This window comes from Massilia sp. Root351 (assembly GCF_001425045.1).
Taxonomy (GTDB): domain Bacteria; phylum Pseudomonadota; class Gammaproteobacteria; order Burkholderiales; family Burkholderiaceae_D; genus Rugamonas.
In genome coordinates this window covers 610239-630464 of sequence record NZ_LMDJ01000023.1, presented here as the reverse complement: position 1 = coordinate 630464, position 20226 = coordinate 610239, and the positions used below count along the sequence as shown (strand labels likewise).

Below are 20226 nucleotides of genomic sequence, written 5' to 3'. Positions count from 1 at the left end.
TGCTCCGCACTAATCCGTCCTGCGGGCCTCGCATTGCGGCGCAATCCGCTACGGCCGTTCGTAGAACTCCGCCTCCACGATGGACAGCACGCCTTTCGGCGTCTGGTTCGCACCTGTATCCGCGATCGCCTGGTTCGCCACCTCTGTCAGCTTGATGGCATTGCTCTCGTCGGCCACGCCGTTCAGGGCGATGCGCACCGTTTGCCCACTGTTGGCCGCCAGCGGCAGCGTCACATAGCCCAGTCCTTTGGGAGTCAAGCCATCGTAGACCTGCTTGCCATCCACTTCGACTTGGAGCGGATAGCTGCGCTCGCGCCAGCCGGCCAGTTTCAGCACCACTTCGCTGAGCTTGGCCGTGCGCGCCAGCTTGAAGGTAATGCTGCCTTCGCCCGGCATGCTGGACCACTTGGTGGTTTCGTCGTCGTCCACCGCAAGGCCCCCGTCCGCCGCATTGCTGGCCGCCTCGACTGAGGCCACTGCCACCGGCACGCGCGACACCTGGAAGGACGGCGTGGCCGGGGTCGGGCCGCGCTGCAAGTTCAGCGGCAAGCCATCCGCGGGGAATTGTACCGACAGGCCGTCCTTCACCTGCACCGGCTTCGACACCAGCGTCAGCTCGGCCGCAGCCAGCCCCGGGGATTTGGCGCGCAGCACGATCTTGCCGGCCTGCGTAGCGCTGCGCAGCAGCACGCGATTCACGCCGCCTTCCACCGGCAAGGTGCGCGACAGGATAAGGTTGCCCGGACCCTGCGCAATGCCGCCGCGCCATTCCGCCGGCCCCTGCAGCTCGAACTCGACGGTGTTCAGCGCCACCGGATTGCGCCGGCCCTTGGCGTCCACCACGTCCACCTGCACCAGCGCCAGGTCGGCGCCGTCGGCCTGCAGGCCTTTGGGCGAGGCGATGGACGTCAGGCGCAGCCTGGCGGGTGCGCCGGCCGTGGCCAGCACGGACTCGCAGATCGCCTTGCCCTTGGCGTCGTAGCCGACCGCCTTCAGCTGGCCCGGCTGCCAGGCCACACCGTCGAAGGTGAACAGGAAGCGCTCGCTCTGCCGCGCCTGGCCCAGCTTTTTACCGTTGAGGAACAGCTCCACGCGCTCGGCGCTGGAGACCACGGTCACCGGCTTGACCGTGCCCGGAGCGTAGTTCCAGTGGCCGATGAGGTGGGCGCGCGGTTTCTCCACGTCCACCCAGCCGTCCCACATCACCTGGTGCGCGTAGAAGCCGTCCTTGGGAATGCGCATGGCGTCCACCTCGCCGCTGCGGCGGTAATTGTTGGCGCCGCGATGGTGGGTGTTGGAGTCGGAGAAGATGATGTTCACGCCGCCGCTCGACACGCGCGTGCCGGTGCCCGGCCGCTGCTCCCAGTAGTCATACCAGCGCTTCACGTTCTCGATGGCGTGCGAGTCCTGGTTGTGGTTGTAGGTGGGCGCAGGCTGGCCCTTGTGCGGCGGGCCGTCGCCGTTCTTGTGGAAGGGTGCGCTGAACTCGTCCCAGTAGATGCGGGCGCCTTCATCGCGCGAATACTCCATGGCCCACATCGGGATGCGTGCGCTCTTGTTAATGTAGAGCATTTCGCCGCCATACTCGGCCACCTGCTGCAGCCTGGTGCTGAGCATTTCGCGGCTGCCCGAGGCGCGCCCGCCGTGCGGATCGAACCGGTCGCGCAGGGCCTTCATTTCCCGCATATGCGCTTCGCTGACGCCACGGTTGCCGCTCTCGTAGAACACAATGGACGGGTTGTTGCGGTTGTAGACGATGGAGTCGCGCATGGCCTCGATGCGCTGTTCCCAGCGGCGGCCGGTCACGTCCGCCTCCGAGTCGCCCGGCGGCATGGCCTGCATCATGCCCACGCGGTCCAGCGACTCGGTGTCCTGCTTCCACGGCGAGATGTGCATCCAGCGTATCAGGTTGGCGTTGCTGGCCACGGCCAGGCCGTTGCTGTAGTCGCTCAGCCAGGCCGGCACCGACATGCCGACGGCGGGCCATTCGTTGGAGGTGCGCTGGGCATAGCCCTTCATCTGGATCACGCGGTCGTTCAGCTTGACCATGCCGTTGCCGAACTCGGTCTTGCGGAAGCCGGTGCGGGTGGTCACGCTGTCGACCGCCTTGCCGTCCACTTTCAGGGTGGTCACCACGTCGTACAGATAGCCGTAGCCCCAGCTCCAGAAGTTCAGGCCCTGGACTGCGGCGCTGGCCTTGACCATGGCGGTCGCTCCTGGCGCCACGGTCTGGGCCGGCGAGGCGAACTGCGCCACCTGCTTGCCGTCGCGGTCCTTGATGCGGACCTCGTAAATGAAGCTGCGCGCCTCTGGATACTCGTTGCGCACCTCGGACTCGGCGGCGATGGTGGCGCGGCGGCCTGGAATGTCGAACTCGCGCGCGTAGACGTAGACCCCGGTGGTGCCCAGCGTGGAATACAGCGGCAAGGTCTGGTACAGCTTGTCCGTCACGTGCAGCCGCACGTTCTTCGGCAAGCCGCCATAGTTCGCGTTGAAATTCCTGTCGGACCACTGGTAGCGCTGGTTGGTGGCTTTCTCGCGGTAGTCCCAGCTGTTGTCGGTGCGTACCGCCACCACGTTGTCGCCGGCCTGGAGCGCCGGGGTGATGTCGAAGCCGAAGGCGTTGATGCCGTTCTCGTGCAGGCCCATACGCTTGCCGTTCACGTACACCTCTGCCGCCTGGCGCGCGCCCTCGAACTCCAGGAAGACCTTCTGGCCTGCGGCGGTGGCGGGCAGGGTGAAGTGCTTGCGGTACCAGGCAACGCCGGTGGTGTGGTCCACAATGTCCTTGCTGAAAGCGTCGTCCTCGTTCCATGCACGCGGCAGGGTGACGGCCTGCCACGCGCTGTCGTCGAACGCTTGCTGGGCGGCGTCCGCCGGATCGGCCACCGCCAGGCGCCAGCCGGGGTTGAAATTGTAGGTCTGGCGTTCGGCGTGGGCGGGCAGCATCAGGCCGGCGGCGGTCAGGGCGGCGGCCAGGCGGAGCAGGGGCAGGCTATGGAGCGGCGTAGGGCGTGGTTTCATGGTGGGGCGGATAGGGTTTCAGGGAGTGGTCCGCATAGCGGCGGGTGCAGGTTTGCCGTAATACCTGGGCGCGCCGTCGAAGACGATTTCGATGCGGTCCAGGATGAAGCCGGGGTCCAGGGCGTGGACAGTCAGCGTGTGGGCGCCGGGCGGCAAGTCGCCCAATTGGATGGTGCGCACCGCAGTGTTGGTCAGCACGTTGTTCTTCCACTCGTCGCTGCGGCCGTGGGTGGTGAAGTCCAGCGCGGCGGGGGGCTGGCTATCCAGGCTGAGGGCGATGCGCAGCTTATTGGCCGAGGTGAGCGGATGCACCGGCACGGCGACGACTTTGAGTTGCGCCGCGCCCTTGGTGTGGCTGTGGAAGCGGTAGAGCAGGGTGGGTACGGCGCCGGCGGCAGCCGCTGCCAGCTCGCGCGTAGGCATGTCCAGGTCTGAACGCATACTGGAGCCGAAGCTGCCCAGATCGATTGCCGACCAGCCGGCAGTGACCGCGCCTGTTGCGGCGGGCAGCGTGATGATGCGTTCGTGCTCCGTCGCCACGCCGTCTGCGGCGCCGGACGCCCATTGCAGCTTTGCCTGCAAGTGCGCATCGCCGCAGGTGAAGCGCAGCGCCGAAACTTTGCCGCCGCCACCGTCGTAGCGCACATCGACCCGCTGTTCGTAGCCGTTGGCCTCATTGAGCGCTCCCTTGCTTGCCGACAGGCTCATCCCGTCAGGCACGGAGACCGCAGACCATGGCTGCGGCTGCGCGCCGTACTGGACCAGGGTGATGGTCTTGGTCTCGGCCCGTCCACGCGTAAAGGCCAGTGTGCCGCCTTGTGCCGACAGCGGCGTCGGATAGGCGAGCGCGCAGCCGCTGCGGCCGGCTGGCCCATACGCCGGAAACGCGGGCGCGTCAAATACCGGCAGGCGGCGCGGCGCGGCGTCCATCATTCCGCGCCACTTGCCGCCGCCAAGGGCGTTGTAGCGCGCCGTGTCGGCCACGATCGCCGCCTGCGCCGCTTCCGCCTGGCGCGCATATAACTGCGCAGCCGGCCGGCCCATGCGCGCGTACTGCGCCGCCAGGTCCAGCTTGAGAATCCGCGCATTCAGGTTGGCGCTAGAGCGCACCGGGTACAGCACCAGCTGGAAGTAAGCTTCCTGACTGGACTGGGGCAACGCCGCACCCACGGCTTGCGCACGCAACACCAGCGCCTGATAGCGCGCCAACCGCTGCTCGGCCTCCTCGCCGCCCGACTGCAGATAGTCGCTCTGGCGCGTGGGAGTAGTGGGCTCGGTCTGGCTGAACCCCATGAATTCCGGGCGGCGCTCCCATGCCAGGTCGTAGAAGTCCTGCATGATGGACGCGATGGCAGGAGCCTGCGCGGCGCCGAACTGTCCGCCGAACCAATCCTGCATGTGTACTTTGGCGCCACGTTCCAGCAGGCGCCGGTCGAACGCCAGGTCAAGGAAGTATTGCGTGAGATACTCCCCTGGCTTGATGTCGCCCACGTTTACCACCCAGACCCTGGCGGCGCCTGTGCTGGCGGCGCGCTGCAGCTGGTCGCGGATCAGGCCGGGGTGCGTGGTGCCCAGCCACAGATAGTCGTGCGGCCGGCCCCAATAAGAGATGTGATAGTACAGTCCGGCGCCGCCGCTGCGGGTGGCTTCGGCCGGCGTGCTGAGCTGGTGCAGATAGCCGTAGTTATCATCCGGCCAGACCAGCGTCATGTCGTCCGGCACCTTCAGGCCGCTGTTGTATATGTCCAGCACTTCCTTGTACAAAGTGAGCGCCTGAGGGATTTGCGGCAATGGCTGCGTCAGCGCCTTGGACAGCATGTTGCGCTGCATGTCGATGACGGCCGCCACGCCGCCGCGTGCCTCCTCCAGCGTGCTCGCTCCTTCCATGGCCGAATCGTGCACACCACGGATGCCCATGGAATAGAAATTCTCGTACGCCTTCACGTCATCCACACGTTGCTGCCAGTAGTGCGCGAGGGCATCGCGGTTGGTGAAGAAATTGAAGGCGCCGTCGCTCTTTTTCCACTCGCGCACGTTGTTGCGCATCATCGGCTCCGCGTGCGAAGTGCCAACAACGATCGCGTAGTCGTGCGCCGTCTGCGCATTGCCCGGCATCTGGTAGAACGGCTTGGTGGAATCGTGCATCGCCGGCCAGATCAGATTGGCCTTCAGGCGCCACAGCAGCTCGTAGATGCGGGCATAGGCAGCCGGGCCAATGTCACCGCTTGGGTCATATGTCCTGGCGGCCCAGGGCTGCAAGCCCCAGTCCTCGTCGTTCAGGAACACGCCCCGGTACTGTACCGAGGGCCGGTCGGAGACAATGCGCCCGGCCCGCACTTCGGCCACGGGGCGCTGCGCGGGTTTCACATCCGCCCACCACTCCCAGGCCGACACGCCAAGTTCGCGGCTCAAATCCACCGTGCCGTACACAGCGCCGCGCGCATCCGAACCCGCGATGACCAGCAACTGTGTGCCCGGCTTGGTGCGCGAGGGCTGGCTGATGCGGATATAGCGTTCCCACTCGCCCTTCAGGGCTGAGAAGTCCAGGTGCTCGCGCTGGGCGAGCTCGCGCAGAAGTGGGCTGTCATGGCGGCCTATTACCACGCAGACCCGCGTGCAGTCGTCCAGACGGCTGGGTGCCAGGCTACGCGGAACTTTGCCGCTGACCGATTGCAGGTCGCGCCGCAGCAGGCCGGCGGCCAGATTCATGGTGGCGTTGTCTTCGGCCAGCACGTCGGCCACGCCCTCGGGACCGGCCAGGCGGACACTGGCGGCGTGAGAGAATGGTGCGCCCAGCAACATGCCGCACAGCAGAGGGGCCAGTTTGGATTTCAGTGTCAGCATGGAGAGGCCGGTAAGTGAAGGCGCTGAAATATTAGCATGGCAGATGCGTGGCCCCGCCGCCGCAACTGCTCATGCGGATGACTATTTCATCCGCGCAAATCCGCTATCGGCACAGCTTGCCGACGTCCAGGGGCGGGGCGGCTGGCTTGGCGCTTGGCAGCTTGATGCCCTTCAGGTTGGCAATGCGGGAAATGACCGAGCCGTCGCCTGGCACGGCGTATGCCGGGTCGGTCTGCGCTTCCTTCAGGGTGACATAGCGCGCCCCGGCTGCGTTCAGCCTGGCCATGACGTCCGGCAGCGTGACGGCGCTCCAGCCGCCCAAGTGTGTCAGCAGCACTTGGGGGATCACGCGGCCGAATACTCGCTGAGAATCCTCCTTCATCCGGACGATAGCGCTATCTACGCCGGCCAGGTATTCGGTCTTCATGGCCTGGATCGCCGCTGCGTCTTCCTGCGCAACGCAGCGGGCGTAGGCGTCTGTGTAGACCCAGTCGCTGAAGGAGAAGCTGACGTCGGCCACCTGGTAGCCACGTCCGTACAAGTATTCCAGTGCCGCCGGCTGGCGCTCACCGCCGGCGCTCAGGAACGGAAAGCGCAAGTAGCGCCAGTCGGCGCCGGCCATGCGGGCTGAAACCGCTGGCTCACCTGCAAGCACGTCCGCGATCCACGTGTTGGCAACGTAAAGGAACGAACCCAGTACTGGGATAACGAGCTTAATGAAGGGTTCACCGAATACTTCACTTACGACAGCTTAAATCGCTTGGAATCAAGCAAGATTGGGAATGACTTGCAGAGCTTCAAGTACTTTGCGGACGGACGTATCAAGAGCAAAAGCGGTGTTGGCACCGGTGATTACGTCTATCCCCAGCCGGGGGCCGGTGTGATCCAGCCACATGCGGTGAAGAGCATACCTGGCGTACCAGGCGAATTCAGCTACGACCTCAACGGCAACCGCACCACTGGTAACGGGTATGAGGTCACATGGACTAGCTTCGACATGCCCAAGACGATTAAACGAAACGGGAAGTCAAGTGCATTCGTTTACGGGAGTGAGCATCAGCGAACAGTACAGAGCCGAAGTGATGGCACAACGGTCATCTATGCAGGGGCGCAGGAAGTTGAAACTGTGACGCTAGACGGTAAGTTGTCGACCACGGTAAAGACTTACTGGCCGTTCGGTGTCGGTGTGGAGATCGAACAGGCTGCACAGACCAAACTCTATTGGACGCATACGGACCGACTTGGCAGTGTGGTAGCGATGACTCGCCTTGATGGGACGCTGGCGGAGAAGCTCGCTTACGATGCGTGGGGCAAGCGCCGAATGCTGACTAACCAAGCCACGCCAGACTCTGTCAGTGGTGAGGTGGACAACAAGGGCTATACCGGCCATGAGATGCTCGACCAACTCGATTTGGTCCACATGAACGGACGCGTGTATGATCCCTTTGTAGCCCAGTTCCTGTCGGGAGATCTGCTTATTGCCGATCCAAGCAATGGCCAGAACTACAATCGCTATAGCTATGTGCTGAACAATCCTACTAACCTGGTGGACCCAACTGGCTTTGCTGCAGAGGGTGAGGAGACCCCAGCACCGCCTCAGGTCGTCGTCGAAGGGGAGTCGGATAAAACCAAGTCTGGCTTTAGCCTGGGGTCTTTCCGCTACGGAATTTCCACTGTGATTTTCGATGGTGCCAAGGCAGGTGAACTCGCAGCGATTGCGACAGTTTCAGGCTACTTCGGTTCGCGGGTTGGTGGGCTGCCACCAACCGTGCGACTGGGATCGCCAAATACTGCAGCAGCTGCGGCTGCGGGCGCAACTGCTGTTGCTGGTAGATTGCAAATGGCAGGTGCTGGCGGTGTTGCAGTTCCTGGTGGCGTTGGCGGCGGCGAAGCGCTTGCCGGGGCCACTGCTGGTCTTGGTGGTGCAGCCGCGTTGATTGCCACCGCTACGATTAGTGGAAGCGAAGCGCGTGCGGAAGACAGATACATTTACGTCACCTATACGCGTACTCGGGTGGATCCGGTGACTGGTGAAATTCAGGTCTATTCTGGCAGGACAAGTGGAGTGGGTGAGCCGCAGGAGCTTGCTACCCAGCGTGGCCGACAGCAAGATCACTTGAATAAGGAAGGCTTCGGTCCACCGGTAGTTGATCGCTGGTCTGAGTCAAAGGTTCCAATTCGTGGACGTGAACAGCAGCTTATTGACTTTTATGGGGGCGCGAAAAGCGTAGGTGGTTCTGCTAGAAATATGATTAATGGGGTAGCTGACTTTAATCCACTGAGACCGATTTACATTGGGGCTGCAATCTCAGCATTTGGACCATTGATAGATAACTCCCCGAATAGACCTCGGTTAGGGCCGTAATATATGAGTAAGAGAAAGAAAAAAGCTTTTGAAGTAGGCGATCTTTACGCTGTCCCCTTAAAGTCTGGTGGATTTGCCTATGGTCTTGTTTGTGTTGGGCGGGATTTTGCATTCTTTAACCAACGTGTGAATGAACCTGCGATGCCAGTGAGGGCGCAGGATATTCAACTGGCATTCCGAGTGCCCGTGGCTCAAGACGCACCCGAAACGGGCGGGTGGTTGCATATTGGTCAGGAAGTGCCAGAGGGGGAATTTTCTGAGCCTGGAAAGTATCTTCATAAGCCCATCGGCTCCACAGAGTGCTACATCTATTCGGCAGGGCAAGAGGCTCCTGCCGATATTGAAACTTGTCGTCATTTGGAGGTGCTTTCGACATGGTTTTCCTTTCATGTCGAGGAACGCCTTGAAGACTCCTTGGCCGGGCGAGAGAACAAGTATGTCGCAGCTATAAAGCGGCAGCTGGGAATCTGACGAATCAGCGTGCGATGATGTCAATCGCTGGCTCGACAATGAGCAGTTCCAGTATTTAGACAAGGACTCGGCCGTATTCGATTTCGAACGACGGCTGAGAACATTAATTCCATGTAATTTCCTGTAATTTCAGGTAATAAGTGGATATTTCAGGTAATAAGTTGTAGTGGTCGCGACTTGATCTGACAGTTACCCGGTTTGAAGCCTGCGACTGTCAGGTCAAATTCAGCTGTTCAGTGTGGTGATTTTATCGCGCCATGCCTCCTTTCCGTCAACTAGCGTTTGCATCGGAGTGCGCCCGCAGCACATCTTGCCTTGGTGCGTGCGCTCGTTGTTGTAGTAGGCGATCCAGTCATCAAGGTCTGACTGGAGCTCTTCGATGCTCCGGTAGATCTTGCGCCGGAACGCGACTTGGTAGAACTCCTGCAGAATCGCCCCGGACGAACTCGACATCATTCGCTACGAGCGCCGCCGCTATCCACGTCCCGGTTCGATCAGCGTTCCGCAGGGCTAGCCGCCACGGCCTTGGTCGATGCCGTGGTCGGCAGTCTCAGCAGGTAGATCGTGACGCCGCAGGCAATGAAGAACAACATCACTTTCAGCCCCGTGTAGGGGACGCGGTACATCGAATACACCATCGACGGCCACATCAGCCCCAGCGCCAGCACCTTGCCGCGCAAGGGTATGCCACGCCCATCCTCGAAGTCCGTCAAATAACGCCCCAGCGCGCCATGGTTGCGCAGCCAAGTGTGCAAACGCTCCGAACTGCGCGCGAAACAGGCAGAGGCCAGCAGCAGGAACGGCGTGGTCGGCAGCAAGGGCAGGAACACCCCCAGTACCGCAAGCGCGAGGAAGATGCAGCCGAGGACGATGAGGAGGAGTTTCATATGGGATACAGTATAGCCTAGCCTGTGAGTGCTAATCTGTGCGATTTGCGCAAAAGCTGGTGACTGAACCGGACCGGAAAATCCACTTATTTGTAGTAGTTCCAATCTGATCTGACAGTAAGGCCTTGCCAAGGGTGGGGTTACCCGGTTTGATAGAGGTGCGAATCTTTATTAAACCAGCGCGAAAGCGCCAAGGAGTAACCCCATGAGCAGTGTTCCTCAAAGCGTCATCAAACACAAGGTCGGCTTGCTAAATTTAGCGACCGAGTTGGGCAACGTGTCCCGTGCCTGCAAGGTAATGGGATTTTCGCGAGACACGTTTTACCGCTATCAATCAGCCGTCGAGGCCGGCGGCGTCGATGCTCTGATTGATGCCAACCGCAAGAAACCCAACCTTAAGAACCGAGTGGAAGAAGCCACGGAGAGCGCCGTTGTAGCCTTCTGCCTAGAGCAGCCGGCCTTCGGGCAGGTGCGCGCCTCCAACGAGCTGCGCAAGCGTGGCATATTCATCTCTCCATCCGGTGTCCGGTCGGTATGGCTGCGACGTGATCTGGAGTCGTTTAAGAAGCGCTTGGCGGCGCTGGAGCGCCATGTTGCGGAGACGGGCGACGTTCTGACCGAAGCCCAAGTTATCGCGCTTGAACGAAAGCAGGACGACGATGCCGCCCACGGCGAAATTGAAACGGCCCACCCTGGCTACCTTGGTAGCCAGGACGAACACCCTTTCGCTTAGCTGATGTTCGCAGTCCCAGACGCAGAATATGCCCACCACGGCTTCGTCGCCGCATTGCAGTCCTTCATACGCGCCGACGACCAGCATCTCCGGGCCGCCGCCGCGCAATTGCACGAGATCGCCTTCTTTGAACCGTTCCATGTTCGCCTCATGCGTCACCGCGGCCAGCTTAGGGAATGCTAGTTTATTCCTTTCGCTGTGCCGTTTGGTGACCTGGGCGCCACGCTTGCAGAGTTATCCCGATATTTGGTCCTTGCGTTCGGCCATCTGCTGGCCGAGTTCAACCAAGTCCAGCTTGGCCTTACGCACTTTCGGGAACAGTTCGCCTTCCTCTTCCTGCACGTGGTGTTCAATCATTTCCGACAGCACTTTCACTTTGGCGTCGTACAGGTCGTCGCCGGGGTCCATGGCCTCGATGTCGGCGATGAGCTGCTTGGCGGAGCCGTGCTCCACAACGGCCTCGTCGATCAGATCTTCAAACTCCTTGCCGGCGGCGCGCACGGCCGGGTAGAAGATCTCTTCTTCCACCTGGGTATGCTTGGTCAGTTCGCTGCAGATTTCGTCAGCCAGCTTCTTCTTGCTGACCACGGCCCGGTCGGTCATGCTTTCAAATTGCTCGAACATGTCCTTGACGTTTTCATGGTCGGCCATCAGCAGGCTGATCGCGTCAGTGTCGCCGGATTTGGTGGGCATCGCTTTGGGCATGGCTTTGGATGGGTTTTTTTCGGTACGCATGGTGGCCTCCTCAGGCTGTTGGTGTGAACAGAGCAGGGGCCAGTCTGATGCCGCACCGCACTTGGCTCGGTGCGCTAGTTCACCTAATCGTCACAACGCTTTTATGTTCTTCCGGAACTCAGTTCAGTCCTACGCGCTTGTTGCCTGCGCTCCGATGTTTCGCGGAAATCGTGGCATGCATCATGCGCACATACCGGCATGGTGCCGGTAGCTATCAACTTGACAGGAGAAAGCATCATGCCGAACCAATCCAAGGACGACAAAAAACGCGGCGGTAAATCCAGCGGCTCGCGCGCCGGCACGCAGGGCGGCACGCACGAGCAGCATGTGGAGGCTGGCCGTCAAAGCCACAAGAATGACAACGCCAGCTCGTCGGGCAGCAAGCAGTCCGGTGGCTCGGGCAGCTCATCCGGCGGCGGAAAGCAGAACCGTTAAAGCAGCCGGAGCCGGGTTTGCGACAGTTGTCGCACAAAGTAATTGCAGGAGTGCGACAGCTGTCGTATGATGGCGTCTCTAGTCACATAGGGGCGATCCATGTCTACGCCATCGGTAACGGAATTGAGTTTGTTGAAGTGCTTGTGGAAGGAACAGCCGCTCAGCGCGCGCGAGATCCATGAGCGGGTTGTGGAAGAGCTGGAGTGGTCGTACTCGTCCACCCGCAAGACGCTGGACCGGATGCTGGAGAAGCAAATGGTGTCGCTGCAAGCGGTGCACGGTGTGAACGTGTATTCGGCCGCAGTGGAAAAGGTGGCCACGCTGGCCGCTTTCGCGCACGACTTCGGCAAGCGCGTGATGGAAATGGACGCGCCGCTGCCGGTCAATATGTTCACGGGCAGCAAACTGGTTGACCAGCAAGAGCTCGCTGCGCTGGATCAACTGCTGCAAGACTGGCCTGCCGGGAAGGACTGAGCATGCCGGCATTTTCCCCATTCCTGTTTTTGCTGGCCAGCGCCACGTGCCTGGCGGCGGGCGCCCTTGCGTGGGCGCTGTTGAAGCTGGCCGAGCGTGTGTGGCCGGGGATCGCGGCCCAGCGCGCGGTGTGGCTGGCGGCGCAGTTGGTTGTGGCGGTGACGTTCGCGCTGGCGCTGGCGCCGCGCACTGCGACGCTGAGTGTGGTGCCTGCCATCGAATTGTCGCGCGCCGCGCCGAGTGGACCGGAGCAGGCGTCGCCAATACCGGGCACGCTGACGCCGCCGGATGGCTGGCCCTGGGGTGTTCTGGACGGCGCCGCAGGCGACGCCGACCTGGACGCAGCGCCGACCATGGCTGCGTCCCGTTGGCTCTCGCTGTTGTCGCAGGCATGGCTGGCGTGCTATTGCGCCGGTTTGCTGTACGCGGTGAGACGCTGGGTGCGCGCGCAACAGGCGCTGCGCGCGGTATTGCGCACGGCGGACCGCGTGAGCGGCGCGGCGCTGAAAACGCATCAGGGTTTCGCCGAGGTGTCGCCGTACCGCGGCCCGCCTGTGCTGGAAACGCCGGTGCCGGTGTCTCCCATGCTGGTTGGCTTGCTGGCGCCGCGCCTGCTGCTCCCTTGCCACCTGGCGCAGTTCGACGCGCAGCAACAGCAGCTGATCGTGGCGCATGAGCTTACCCATTGGCGCCGGCGCGATCACGTCTGGCTGCATGCGAGTCTCCTGTTGCAGACGCTGTTCTGGTTCAATCCAGCGGTTGGGCTGATGCGGTCGAAAATGAGTTGGGCACAGGAACTGGCCTGCGATCAGCAGGTGCTGGCTGGGCGCCCGGAGCAGCAGCGGCACAGCTATGCGGCGGCGCTGGTGGCGCAGCTTAAATTGCAGCAGGGGATGATGGCGGGCGGGTACCCGGCGACCGCATTCGGCGGCGCTGGCGTAGCGGCGCTGGCGGACAGGATCAAGCTGATACGAGGAGGCGGGGCCAGGGTGCTGGGCGCGGCCGGCAAGCTTTTGCTGGGTGGCGCAGCGTTGGCGCTGCTGGCTGCCAGCGTGCTGCTCCAGCCCGCGTTTGCCTGGCGCGCCGGCGACGTGCAGCGTGTGCCGGCTGCGGCCAGCGTTGCAGTTCCGTCTGTGCCGTCGTGGCGCGCGCCACTCGAGGCGGCGCGTGTCAGCAGCTTCTATGGGGCGCGCAGCAAGCCGCTGGCTTCGAGCAGCGCCTTCCACCATGGGGTAGACTTCGCCGCCAGGCGCGGTACGCCCGTGCTGGCGCCTGCTGCCGGCAAAGTGGTGGAGTCCACTGCCATGTATGACGGGCAGCCCAAATACGGCCAGGTCATTGTGATCGACCATGGCGAGGGCTTGCGTTCGATGTACGCGCATCTGGACCGGCGCTCTGTGCGTGTCGGCGAGAGCGTGGCAGAGGGGCAGGCGATCGGCTTGTCCGGCGCCACCGGGCGCGTCACCGGACCGCATTTGCATCTTGAGGTGCTGCGGAACGGCGAGCATATCGACCCTGCGCAACTGATCGCCGACCTGGATCGCAACGCATTCCCATCCGCGCTTCGTGCGCGTTCGGCCGCACTGGCCAACTAATCCCCTTTGCTTTAACGAAGTCCGTGCCTGCGTGGCAGGACTTCGCACGTCCATCCATTCGAGGAGAACCATGAAATTACACGTCTGTGCATTGGCCGTTGTTGTGGCATTTCCGGCTGCCGTCGGGGCGCAAGAGATGCAAAAGGTCGAAGTGACCGGTGCGAAGCTGGATCAGCGCCGCGAGCAGACTGCGGCGGCCATCGTCATTGGAGCGCAGGAGTTACAGCGCCAAGGGGACCGCACGCTGGCCGACGTGCTAAAGCGCGTGCCGGGCATCACGATCGGCGAGGGCGGCGCCGGCAGAAGCAGCGAGATCCGCATGCGTGGCTTGGGCAATGGTTATACGCAAATCCTGCTGAACGGCGTTGCGGTGCCGCCCGGATTCAATATCGAGAGCCTGGCGCCGGAGTTGGTCGAGAAGGTGGAAATCCTGCGCAGCGCGTCGGTTGAACTGGGCACGCAAGCCATTGCGGGTACCGTCAACATCATTCTGCGCAAGAGCGCGCCGCGTGCGCGGCAGGAGGCCAAGCTGGGAGTGGATGCGCTGGCGGGAGCCCTTTCACCCAGCCTGGCATGGCAGGCGTCGGACAAGGGCGAAGGCTACAGCTACTCGGTTGCCGCCACGGCCAGCAGGGTGTCGGCGCCGGACTGGCGCGTGGAGTACGAAACGGTGGCCGCGCAGGATGGGCCGAGCGGCGCCCCGTCGCTGTCGCGAGTGAGCCCACAACTGAACTTCAATGTGGCGCGGACGGCCAGCGTGGCGCCGCGCCTCACCTGGAACCGGGGTACGGACACGCTGGCGTCGCAAACCTTTGTGAACCTGTATGAACGCAGCATCGGCGTGGAGTCGCATGAGACGGTGCTAGCTGGCGCGCCGACGCAGTTTCCCGACAACGGCCGCCATGTGGATTTGCGAGGCGTTCTGCTGCGCAGCGATCTGACCTGGCAACGCGTGTTGGAGCAGGGCGCGCGCATGGAGGTCAAGGTGGGATTGCTGGCCAATCCGCGCAGCTCGGACTTCGAGTTTCATTCGCTGGCAGGCGGGATTCGCTCGCCGGACCAGAAAGTGGTGCACGCTGATATCGGCGAGGCAGGCCTGACCTTCAGCGGCAAGTACCAGCGGCCGCTGGGCGGCGGCCATGCGCTTGCGGTGGGCTGGGACACTGGCCGGACACGGCGCACGCAGAGCCGGGAGGAGCAGGACCACACCACCGCGCAGGCATACGATGAGCGTTACCGAGGCCTGATCACCCGCCTGGCCGTGTTCGCGCAGGATGAGTGGGAGTTGGCCGGCGGCTGGTCGCTGTCGGCGGGCGTGCGCTGGGAGGCGTTGGAGACGTCGGTGAGGCAGCGCGAGGCTGGTTCCATCGCGCAGCGCTCGCCGGTGCTGAGCCCAGTGCTGCAGGGGATGGTCAAGCTGTCGCCCGAACGGCAAGTGCGCCTTGGACTGGCCCGCACCTTCAAGGCGCCGACCATGGTGGACCTGATTCCGCGCCGCTATACGGCCGACAACAATAATAGCGCCACCAACCCGGACACACAGGGCAACCCGGCCCTGCGGCCGGAACTGGCGTGGGGTCTGGACGCGGGCTACGACCACTATTTCGGCAAGGACGGCATGGTCAGCGCCAGCGCCTATGCGCGCAGGATCAGCGACGTCACGCTGCCGCTGCTGTTCAAGGACAGCACCCGCTGGGTGCGGACGCCGTCGAACCAGGGACGGGCGGTTGCGCATGGCCTGGCGCTGGAGGCGAAGGCGGCTTTGTCGGCCGGCTGGTCGCTGCGGGCGAACCTGGCCCGCAACTGGTCGCGCGTGGAGAGCGTGACGGGGCCGGACAACCGGCTGGACCGCCAGGCGCCGCTGAGCGCAAACGCCGGGTTGGACTGGCAGGTGCGGCCGGGACTGAAGGCCGGCGCGGACCTGAACTATCAGCGCGGGGCGCGTACCCAGGTGTCGCTGGTGGAGGCGTCGTCGGTTGGCAGTGTGCGCAAGCTGGATTTGTACGCGGTGTGGGAATTGGACAGCGCAACCCGGGTGCGGCTGGGTGCGGAGAACCTGATGCGTAAGGACACGACGGATTGGGCCAGCGCCGACATTCCCGGCGGTGTCCAGCGCTTGCTGACACGGACCGACGTCTCTCCGACGCTGCGCGCGGGGCTTGAACGCAGCTGGTAGGTCGAGCTCGTAAAGCTGGCCGGGCGCGCCTATTGTGCCAGTTTCCGCACGCGCTCTTGCAGCAGCTTGAACTGTCTGTCCACCATGGCCTGGTTGGGATCGTGCCCACACGCGGGATGCTGACGTAGTCCTTCTGCGGCGCGCGGATGCCGTCGTAGTAGCGGCGCGTGCCGGCCGGTACGGTCAGCAGGTCTTCTTCGCCTTGCACCAGGAACACCGGCACAGTCAAGGAGGTGCCCAGCGCAGATAGGTCGATTTTGGAAGCCATGCCGTCGCCCTTCATGCCGACGAACTGCAGGAAGGAATAGTTCTCTCCGGCCTCGTATTCCGCCAATCCGCACGCCGCTCAAGGAATTGGCGGAAACGCTGGACGAGGCGGGATTTTGGCAGGTGCACCGCAGACATGTGGTGGCGGTGAAACGCATCGCAGCGGCCAACCGCCACAGCGACGGTGAGCCAGCGCTTCCAGCATCGCTTCAAAGGAATGTGAGACGCCCGGCTACGGCGTGGTGCGGTCGTAGTTGCGGTATTTGCGTTTGCGCGTAATCGGATTGCGCGCGTATTGCAGGATGCCGGAGATGGCGGCCGTGGCCAGGCCCAGTATGGAAAGCCAGAGCAGGGCCGGATTCATGCCTTCATCCGCCTTGGCAGCTTTGCCTTTGAATGGATCAAGGGAATCGAGGTCCGCGTCCTGGCGCGGCAGGTGCAGGCGGTTGGCGCTGTGGTCGTAGGCCTGCGGCTTGGAGAAACTGGCTGGCGTTACATAGCCCTGTGCGACGCTGCCGGCGGCTGCCAGCAGCTGCGGTTCCGTTTGATCCAGTGCTTCGAAGGCAGCTGACGGGCCGGTAGGCGCTGGCGTTGCCGCTGCTTGCGCTGCCGTCGGCGACGCTGGGGTGCTGCGCGGAGCGGACGCGATGGCCGGGACGGCTGCTGCAGGCGCGCCGCCGGAAGATCCCCCATCAGCGATGGCGGCGGCAAAAGCCAGCGGCGCGCCCGCAGCCAGCCAGCCGGCTGCAAGCAGCTGGCATAGTTGACGAGCGGTTGGGGTGCGGCACATGGCGGTCTCCGGCATTGAGGCGTCTTGCAAATTTCACATGTAGCAACTTTCGTTGCTTATGTTTATCATGCTAGCCCCTGGCGGCCGCCAAGTAAACAAAAAGCCGCGACTGGCGCGACTCTGTGAGGAAAAAGATGTTGCTTTTCAGCTACTTCCAGAGCTGGATGCCTGCGGCGGCGTGGCGCTGAGCTGGTGCGCCCATTCCAGCACCGCCCGCACGCGGGCGCCGAGCAGGGAGCGCGCTTCGTCAACATCGACCCAGCGGAACTCGTCGTGTTCCGGGAAACCCAGTTCTTCGCTCACGCCCAGCACCACGTCGCGCGTGGCGCTCACCGCCAGGTAGTAGCGCGCCACCTTGCCGTCGCCGTAGGGCGCGGTTTCGGTGAACTGTTCGCCCCACGGGAAATCCAGGTCTGTCAGGGTTGCTTCTTCAGCAATCTCGCGCTGCGCAGCGAGGAAGGGCGACTCGCCCGGCTCCACCATGCCTTTCGGGAAGTCCCAGTATTGGAAACAGCGCATCAGCAGGTAGCGGCGGGTGTCGCCGTTGCCATGCAGAACTACTGCGCCGGCCGAGAGCGATTTTTGTTTCATGAGCGTGCGGTCACAGGAAACGGTCCAGGATTTTCTTGCTGTGCTTGTCCAATTCGTACTGGTTGCGGATCAGGAAGTGGATGCCATGGGTGTCCGACACCAGCAGCGTATCGCTGCCGATGCGGCGGATGTCTTCCTCGCCGCGCAGCACGAATTCGGTCTGGCCGCGGTTGGTGTCCACGGTCCAGGTGCATGGCGTGGCGTAGCTGGTCACCGCCAGGATGCGCGCGATTTCGGGCATGAATTCGCGCCCTTGCAGCTCCTCGCGCACCAGTGCCGCGTTGGGGCCGCTGAGGTCGGCCAGGGCGTCGATCCAGGCGATCTCCTTGCCGTCCGTGGTCACCAGCGAAATGCCCTGTTCCGGCGCCTGGATCGGGAAGGCGCGTACCGGCGCCACGTTTTCGTGCAGCACGCCGGCGGCGTCGGTCAGGTTCAGGCGGCCGAAGGAGTCGCGCGCCAGGGTGAAGTTGTGAATGCTCAGCGTAGTCATGGAATCAGTCGTCATGTCGTTTTCCGGGGGCGTCGTCAAGGTCGGTGTCGACGTTGCGCGCCTGTGCCATATAGAGGCGGTAGTAGGCGCCTTCGGCGGCCATCAGCTCGTCGTGGCCGCCTTCCTCGACCACGCGGCCACGGTCCAGCACCACCAGGCGGTCGGCCTTTTGCAGCGTGGACAGGCGGTGCGCGATGGCGATGGTGGTGCGGCCGGTAACCAGGTTGTCCAGCGCTTTCTGGATCTCTTTCTCCGTTTCCGAGTCCACCGAGGCGGTAGCTTCGTCCAGGATCAGGATAGGCGGGTCGATCAGCAGTGCGCGCGCGATCGAGATGCGCTGGCGCTCGCCGCCGGACAGGCCCTGGCCGCGCTCGCCCACCATGGAGTCGTAGCCCTGCGCCAGGCGCAGAATGAATTCATGCGCATGGGCGGCGCGCGCGGCGGCAATGATTTGCTCGCGGGTGGCGTCCGGCTTGCCGTAGGCGATGTTCTCGGCGATGGTGCCGAAGAACAGGAACGGCTCCTGCAGCACCAGGCCGATGTTGCGGCGGTAGTCCGATACGCCCAGCGCGCGGATGTCCACGCCGTCCAGCAGGATGGCGCCCTCGGTCACGTCGTAGAAGCGGCAGATCAGGTTGACCAGCGTGCTCTTGCCGGAGCCGGAGTGGCCCACCAGGCCCACCATTTCGCCGGCCTTGATGTTGATGCTGATGTTGCGGTTGACGGCCCGGTTGCCGTAGCGGAAACCGACGTCGCGCAGCGCGATATTGCCTTCCACCTTGCCCAGTTTGACCGGCTTGACCGGCTCCGGCACCGACGACACGTGGTCCAGGATGTCGAAGATGCGCTTAGCGGCGGAGGCCGATTTCTGGGTCACCGAGACGATGCGGCTCATCGAGTCCAGGCGGCCGTAGAAGCGGCTGGAGTAGGCCACGAAGGCGCTCAGCACACCGACCGTGATGTTCGATTGCGACACCTGGTAGATACCGAACACCCAGATCACCAGCAGGCCCAGCTCGGTGAGGAAGGACACGGTGGGCGAGAACAGCGACCACACCTTGTTGAGCTTGTCGTTCACGGCCAGGTTGTGCTTGTTGGCGGTGCGGAAGCGGCCCGCTTCGCGCGATTCCTGGGCGAAGGCTTTCACCACGCGGATGCCGGGAATGGTGTCGGCCAGCACGTTGGTCACTTCGCCCCACACGCGGTCGATCTTTTCGAAACCGGTGCGCAGGCGGTCGCGCACCAGGTGGATCAGCCAGGCGATGAAGGGCAGCGGCAGCAGGGTGATGGCGGCCAGCCACGGGTCGATGGAGACCAGGATCACGCCGGTCATGATGATCATCAGCACGTCGGAGGCGAAGTCTAGCAGGTGCAGCGACAGGAACACGCAGATGCGGTCCGATTCGCTGCCGATGCGCGACATCAGGTCGCCGGTGCGCTTGCCGCCGAAGTATTCCAGCGACAATCGCAGCAGGTGCTCATAGGTAGTCGTGCGCAGGTCGGCGCCGATGCGCTCGGACACCAGGGCCAGCACATAGGTCTTGCCCCAGCCCAGGATCCAGGCCAGCACCGCTGAACCGAACAGGCCGCTCATATACATGGTCACCAGGCCGGTGTCGACCGGCTTGCCGTTCTGGTAAGGGATCAGCACGTTGTCCATCAGCGGCATGGTCAGATACGGCGGGATCATGTGCGCCGCTGTGCTCAGCAGCATGAGCAGGAAGCCGGCCAGCAGCGGCCAGCGGTAGGGCGCGGCAAAGCGCCACAGGCGGAACAGGGTCCAGGTGGACGGCGGCGTGTATACCACCTTGGTGCAGATCGGGCATTCGTCCTGGTCCGGCTCCAGCGGCGCCTTGCAGGACGGGCAGATGTGCTCCTCGTCCTGTACGATGGGCTGGCCGCTGACGAAACTGTCGCGCAGCGCGGCGAACTTTTCGGCCAGGCGGATGGCCAGCAGGTTCTGGCCCAGCGTGAAGCGCCAGTTAGCCAGGCGGCCTTGTTGGTTGAATAACTCCAGGTGGCCGACGCCCGCATGGTCGTGCAGTTTTAAGGTCAAATCCTGTTCGTAAGGCCAAGATTGCCATACCGTTTCCCCCGGCGCGCGTGCCATAATGCGGCGCTCGGTAACGAGGATGAGGCCCTTGGAAAAATGAAGGCGCGCGTCGAGGTCAACCTCGAGCGCACTTGAAACGTTTTCCCCGGAGGAAAGTTGTAGTTGCACCTCGGCACGCCATACTTCTGGTAGTTCCGTATGGCTGAGTTCCGGGGAAAGCTGTTTTGTTATCATTGTGCAACATACTCCAGTGCGGGCTTTGCCAATTGGCAAGGAAAGAGAAACAGTGGGAAAAT

Annotated in this window: 16 protein-coding genes and 2 pseudogenes; 8 read left to right on the top strand and 10 right to left on the bottom strand. The window is 63.1% G+C overall.

Translation table 11 applies throughout. The features are described 5' to 3' along the window. Positions 1-48: 48 nt before the first annotated feature. The 3 genes from ASD15_RS19760 to ASD15_RS19750 all read right to left on the bottom strand — a co-directional run bounded on the left by ASD15_RS19760 (position 49) and on the right by ASD15_RS19750 (position 6490). The gene (locus ASD15_RS19760) at positions 49-3024 is read right to left on the bottom strand and encodes a DUF4982 domain-containing protein (protein WP_082551966.1); all 2976 of its coding nucleotides are present in this window, start codon (positions 3022-3024) and stop codon (positions 49-51) included. An 18-nt stretch (positions 3025-3042) separates the two neighbouring features. Continuing rightward, positions 3043-5868, bottom strand: coding sequence for a glycosyl hydrolase 115 family protein (locus ASD15_RS19755; RefSeq protein ID WP_057156696.1), 2826 nt, complete (start codon positions 5866-5868; stop codon positions 3043-3045). A gap of 103 nt (positions 5869-5971) precedes the next feature. Continuing rightward, entirely contained in the window at positions 5972-6490 is a 519-nt protein-coding gene (locus ASD15_RS19750) for a hypothetical protein (RefSeq protein ID WP_057156695.1), read from the bottom strand. Positions 6491-6655: 165 nt separating this feature from the next. Here ASD15_RS19750 and ASD15_RS31860 point away from each other — a divergent pair, with 165 nt between their 5' ends. Together ASD15_RS31860 and ASD15_RS32435 are read left to right on the top strand one after the other, a co-directional pair. Continuing rightward, the gene (locus tag ASD15_RS31860; protein WP_082551965.1) at positions 6656-8233 is read left to right on the top strand and encodes an RHS repeat domain-containing protein; all 1578 of its coding nucleotides are present in this window, start codon (positions 6656-6658) and stop codon (positions 8231-8233) included. A 3-nt stretch (positions 8234-8236) separates the two neighbouring features. Further along, a complete protein-coding gene (locus ASD15_RS32435; RefSeq protein ID WP_157201020.1) occupies positions 8237-8704 on the top strand; it encodes a hypothetical protein in 468 nt (155 codons plus the stop codon). A 225-nt stretch (positions 8705-8929) separates the two neighbouring features. Here ASD15_RS32435 and ASD15_RS19740 read toward each other — a convergent pair. Further along, positions 8930-9136, bottom strand: a pseudogene (locus tag ASD15_RS19740) (IS3 family transposase); the annotation flags it as partial. Between the two features lie 62 nt (positions 9137-9198). Then, positions 9199-9591, bottom strand: a complete 393-nt coding sequence (locus ASD15_RS19735; RefSeq protein ID WP_057156692.1) for a YbaN family protein — start codon at positions 9589-9591, stop codon at positions 9199-9201. 205 nt (positions 9592-9796) lie between these two features. On the opposite strand from ASD15_RS19735, the pseudogene ASD15_RS19730 reads away from it, so the two are divergent. After that, positions 9797-10306, top strand: a pseudogene (locus ASD15_RS19730) (helix-turn-helix domain-containing protein); the annotation flags it as partial. A 252-nt stretch (positions 10307-10558) separates the two neighbouring features. Here the strand turns inward: ASD15_RS19730 and ASD15_RS19720 are convergent. Beyond that, complete coding sequence (locus ASD15_RS19720; RefSeq protein ID WP_082551964.1) at positions 10559-11059, bottom strand: hemerythrin domain-containing protein; 501 nt, start codon at positions 11057-11059, stop codon at positions 10559-10561. A 237-nt stretch (positions 11060-11296) separates the two neighbouring features. On the opposite strand from ASD15_RS19720, the gene ASD15_RS19715 reads away from it, so the two are divergent. The 5 genes from ASD15_RS19715 (at position 11297) to ASD15_RS33850 (ending at position 16285) form a co-directional block, all read left to right on the top strand. Continuing rightward, positions 11297-11494, top strand: coding sequence for a hypothetical protein (locus ASD15_RS19715; protein WP_057156690.1), 198 nt, complete (start codon positions 11297-11299; stop codon positions 11492-11494). Between the two features lie 99 nt (positions 11495-11593). Beyond that, positions 11594-11968 (top strand): BlaI/MecI/CopY family transcriptional regulator, encoded by a 375-nt coding sequence (locus ASD15_RS19710; RefSeq protein WP_057156689.1) that lies wholly within the window; start codon positions 11594-11596, stop codon positions 11966-11968. Between the two features lie 2 nt (positions 11969-11970). Further along, on the top strand, positions 11971-13563 hold the full coding sequence (locus tag ASD15_RS19705; RefSeq protein ID WP_057156688.1) for a M23/M56 family metallopeptidase: 1593 nt from the start codon (positions 11971-11973) through the stop codon (positions 13561-13563). A 70-nt stretch (positions 13564-13633) separates the two neighbouring features. Beyond that, a complete protein-coding gene (locus ASD15_RS19700; RefSeq protein ID WP_082551963.1) occupies positions 13634-15739 on the top strand; it encodes a TonB-dependent siderophore receptor in 2106 nt (701 codons plus the stop codon). A 390-nt stretch (positions 15740-16129) separates the two neighbouring features. Next, complete coding sequence (locus tag ASD15_RS33850; RefSeq protein WP_373888193.1) at positions 16130-16285, top strand: hypothetical protein; 156 nt, start codon at positions 16130-16132, stop codon at positions 16283-16285. On the opposite strand, the gene ASD15_RS19695 is transcribed toward ASD15_RS33850, so the two are convergent. From ASD15_RS19695 to ASD15_RS19680, 4 genes are all read right to left on the bottom strand, one after another. After that, on the bottom strand, positions 16239-16796 hold the full coding sequence (locus ASD15_RS19695) for a hypothetical protein (RefSeq protein ID WP_157201019.1): 558 nt from the start codon (positions 16794-16796) through the stop codon (positions 16239-16241). The two genes, ASD15_RS33850 and ASD15_RS19695, sit on opposite strands and share 47 nt — an antisense overlap. A 144-nt stretch (positions 16797-16940) precedes the next feature. Then, positions 16941-17387 (bottom strand): NUDIX domain-containing protein, encoded by a 447-nt coding sequence (locus ASD15_RS19690; RefSeq protein ID WP_057156685.1) that lies wholly within the window; start codon positions 17385-17387, stop codon positions 16941-16943. A 10-nt stretch (positions 17388-17397) separates the two neighbouring features. Next, on the bottom strand, positions 17398-17892 hold the full coding sequence (locus ASD15_RS19685) for a DUF1854 domain-containing protein (RefSeq protein WP_229418268.1): 495 nt from the start codon (positions 17890-17892) through the stop codon (positions 17398-17400). Beyond that, positions 17882-20164 (bottom strand): ABC transporter ATP-binding protein, encoded by a 2283-nt coding sequence (locus ASD15_RS19680; protein ID WP_082551962.1) that lies wholly within the window; start codon positions 20162-20164, stop codon positions 17882-17884. Before ASD15_RS19680 ends, ASD15_RS19685 begins: the two co-directional genes overlap by 11 nt. Positions 20165-20226: the final 62 nt, after the last annotated feature.

What these genes read in the sequence shown, in the direction of transcription:
- ASD15_RS19760 (WP_082551966.1), bottom strand. Translation starts at nt 3,024, where the DNA reads ATGAAACCACGCCCTACGCCGCTCCATAGCCTGCCCCTGCTCCGCCTG.
- ASD15_RS19755 (WP_057156696.1), bottom strand. Translation starts at nt 5,868, where the DNA reads ATGCTGACACTGAAATCCAAACTGGCCCCTCTGCTGTGCGGCATGTTG.
- ASD15_RS19750 (WP_057156695.1), bottom strand. Translation starts at nt 6,490, where the DNA reads ATGGCCGGCGCCGACTGGCGCTACTTGCGCTTTCCGTTCCTGAGCGCC.
- ASD15_RS32435 (WP_157201020.1), top strand. Translation starts at nt 8,237, where the DNA reads ATGAGTAAGAGAAAGAAAAAAGCTTTTGAAGTAGGCGATCTTTACGCT.
- ASD15_RS19735 (WP_057156692.1), bottom strand. Translation starts at nt 9,591, where the DNA reads ATGAAACTCCTCCTCATCGTCCTCGGCTGCATCTTCCTCGCGCTTGCG.
- ASD15_RS19720 (WP_082551964.1), bottom strand. Translation starts at nt 11,059, where the DNA reads ATGCGTACCGAAAAAAACCCATCCAAAGCCATGCCCAAAGCGATGCCC.
- ASD15_RS19715 (WP_057156690.1), top strand. Translation starts at nt 11,297, where the DNA reads ATGCCGAACCAATCCAAGGACGACAAAAAACGCGGCGGTAAATCCAGC.
- ASD15_RS19710 (WP_057156689.1), top strand. Translation starts at nt 11,594, where the DNA reads ATGTCTACGCCATCGGTAACGGAATTGAGTTTGTTGAAGTGCTTGTGG.
- ASD15_RS19705 (WP_057156688.1), top strand. Translation starts at nt 11,971, where the DNA reads ATGCCGGCATTTTCCCCATTCCTGTTTTTGCTGGCCAGCGCCACGTGC.
- ASD15_RS19700 (WP_082551963.1), top strand. Translation starts at nt 13,634, where the DNA reads ATGAAATTACACGTCTGTGCATTGGCCGTTGTTGTGGCATTTCCGGCT.
- ASD15_RS19695 (WP_157201019.1), bottom strand. Translation starts at nt 16,796, where the DNA reads ATGTGCCGCACCCCAACCGCTCGTCAACTATGCCAGCTGCTTGCAGCC.
- ASD15_RS19690 (WP_057156685.1), bottom strand. Translation starts at nt 17,387, where the DNA reads ATGAAACAAAAATCGCTCTCGGCCGGCGCAGTAGTTCTGCATGGCAAC.
- ASD15_RS19685 (WP_229418268.1), bottom strand. Translation starts at nt 17,892, where the DNA reads ATGACGACTGATTCCATGACTACGCTGAGCATTCACAACTTCACCCTG.
- ASD15_RS19680 (WP_082551962.1), bottom strand. Translation starts at nt 20,164, where the DNA reads ATGATAACAAAACAGCTTTCCCCGGAACTCAGCCATACGGAACTACCA.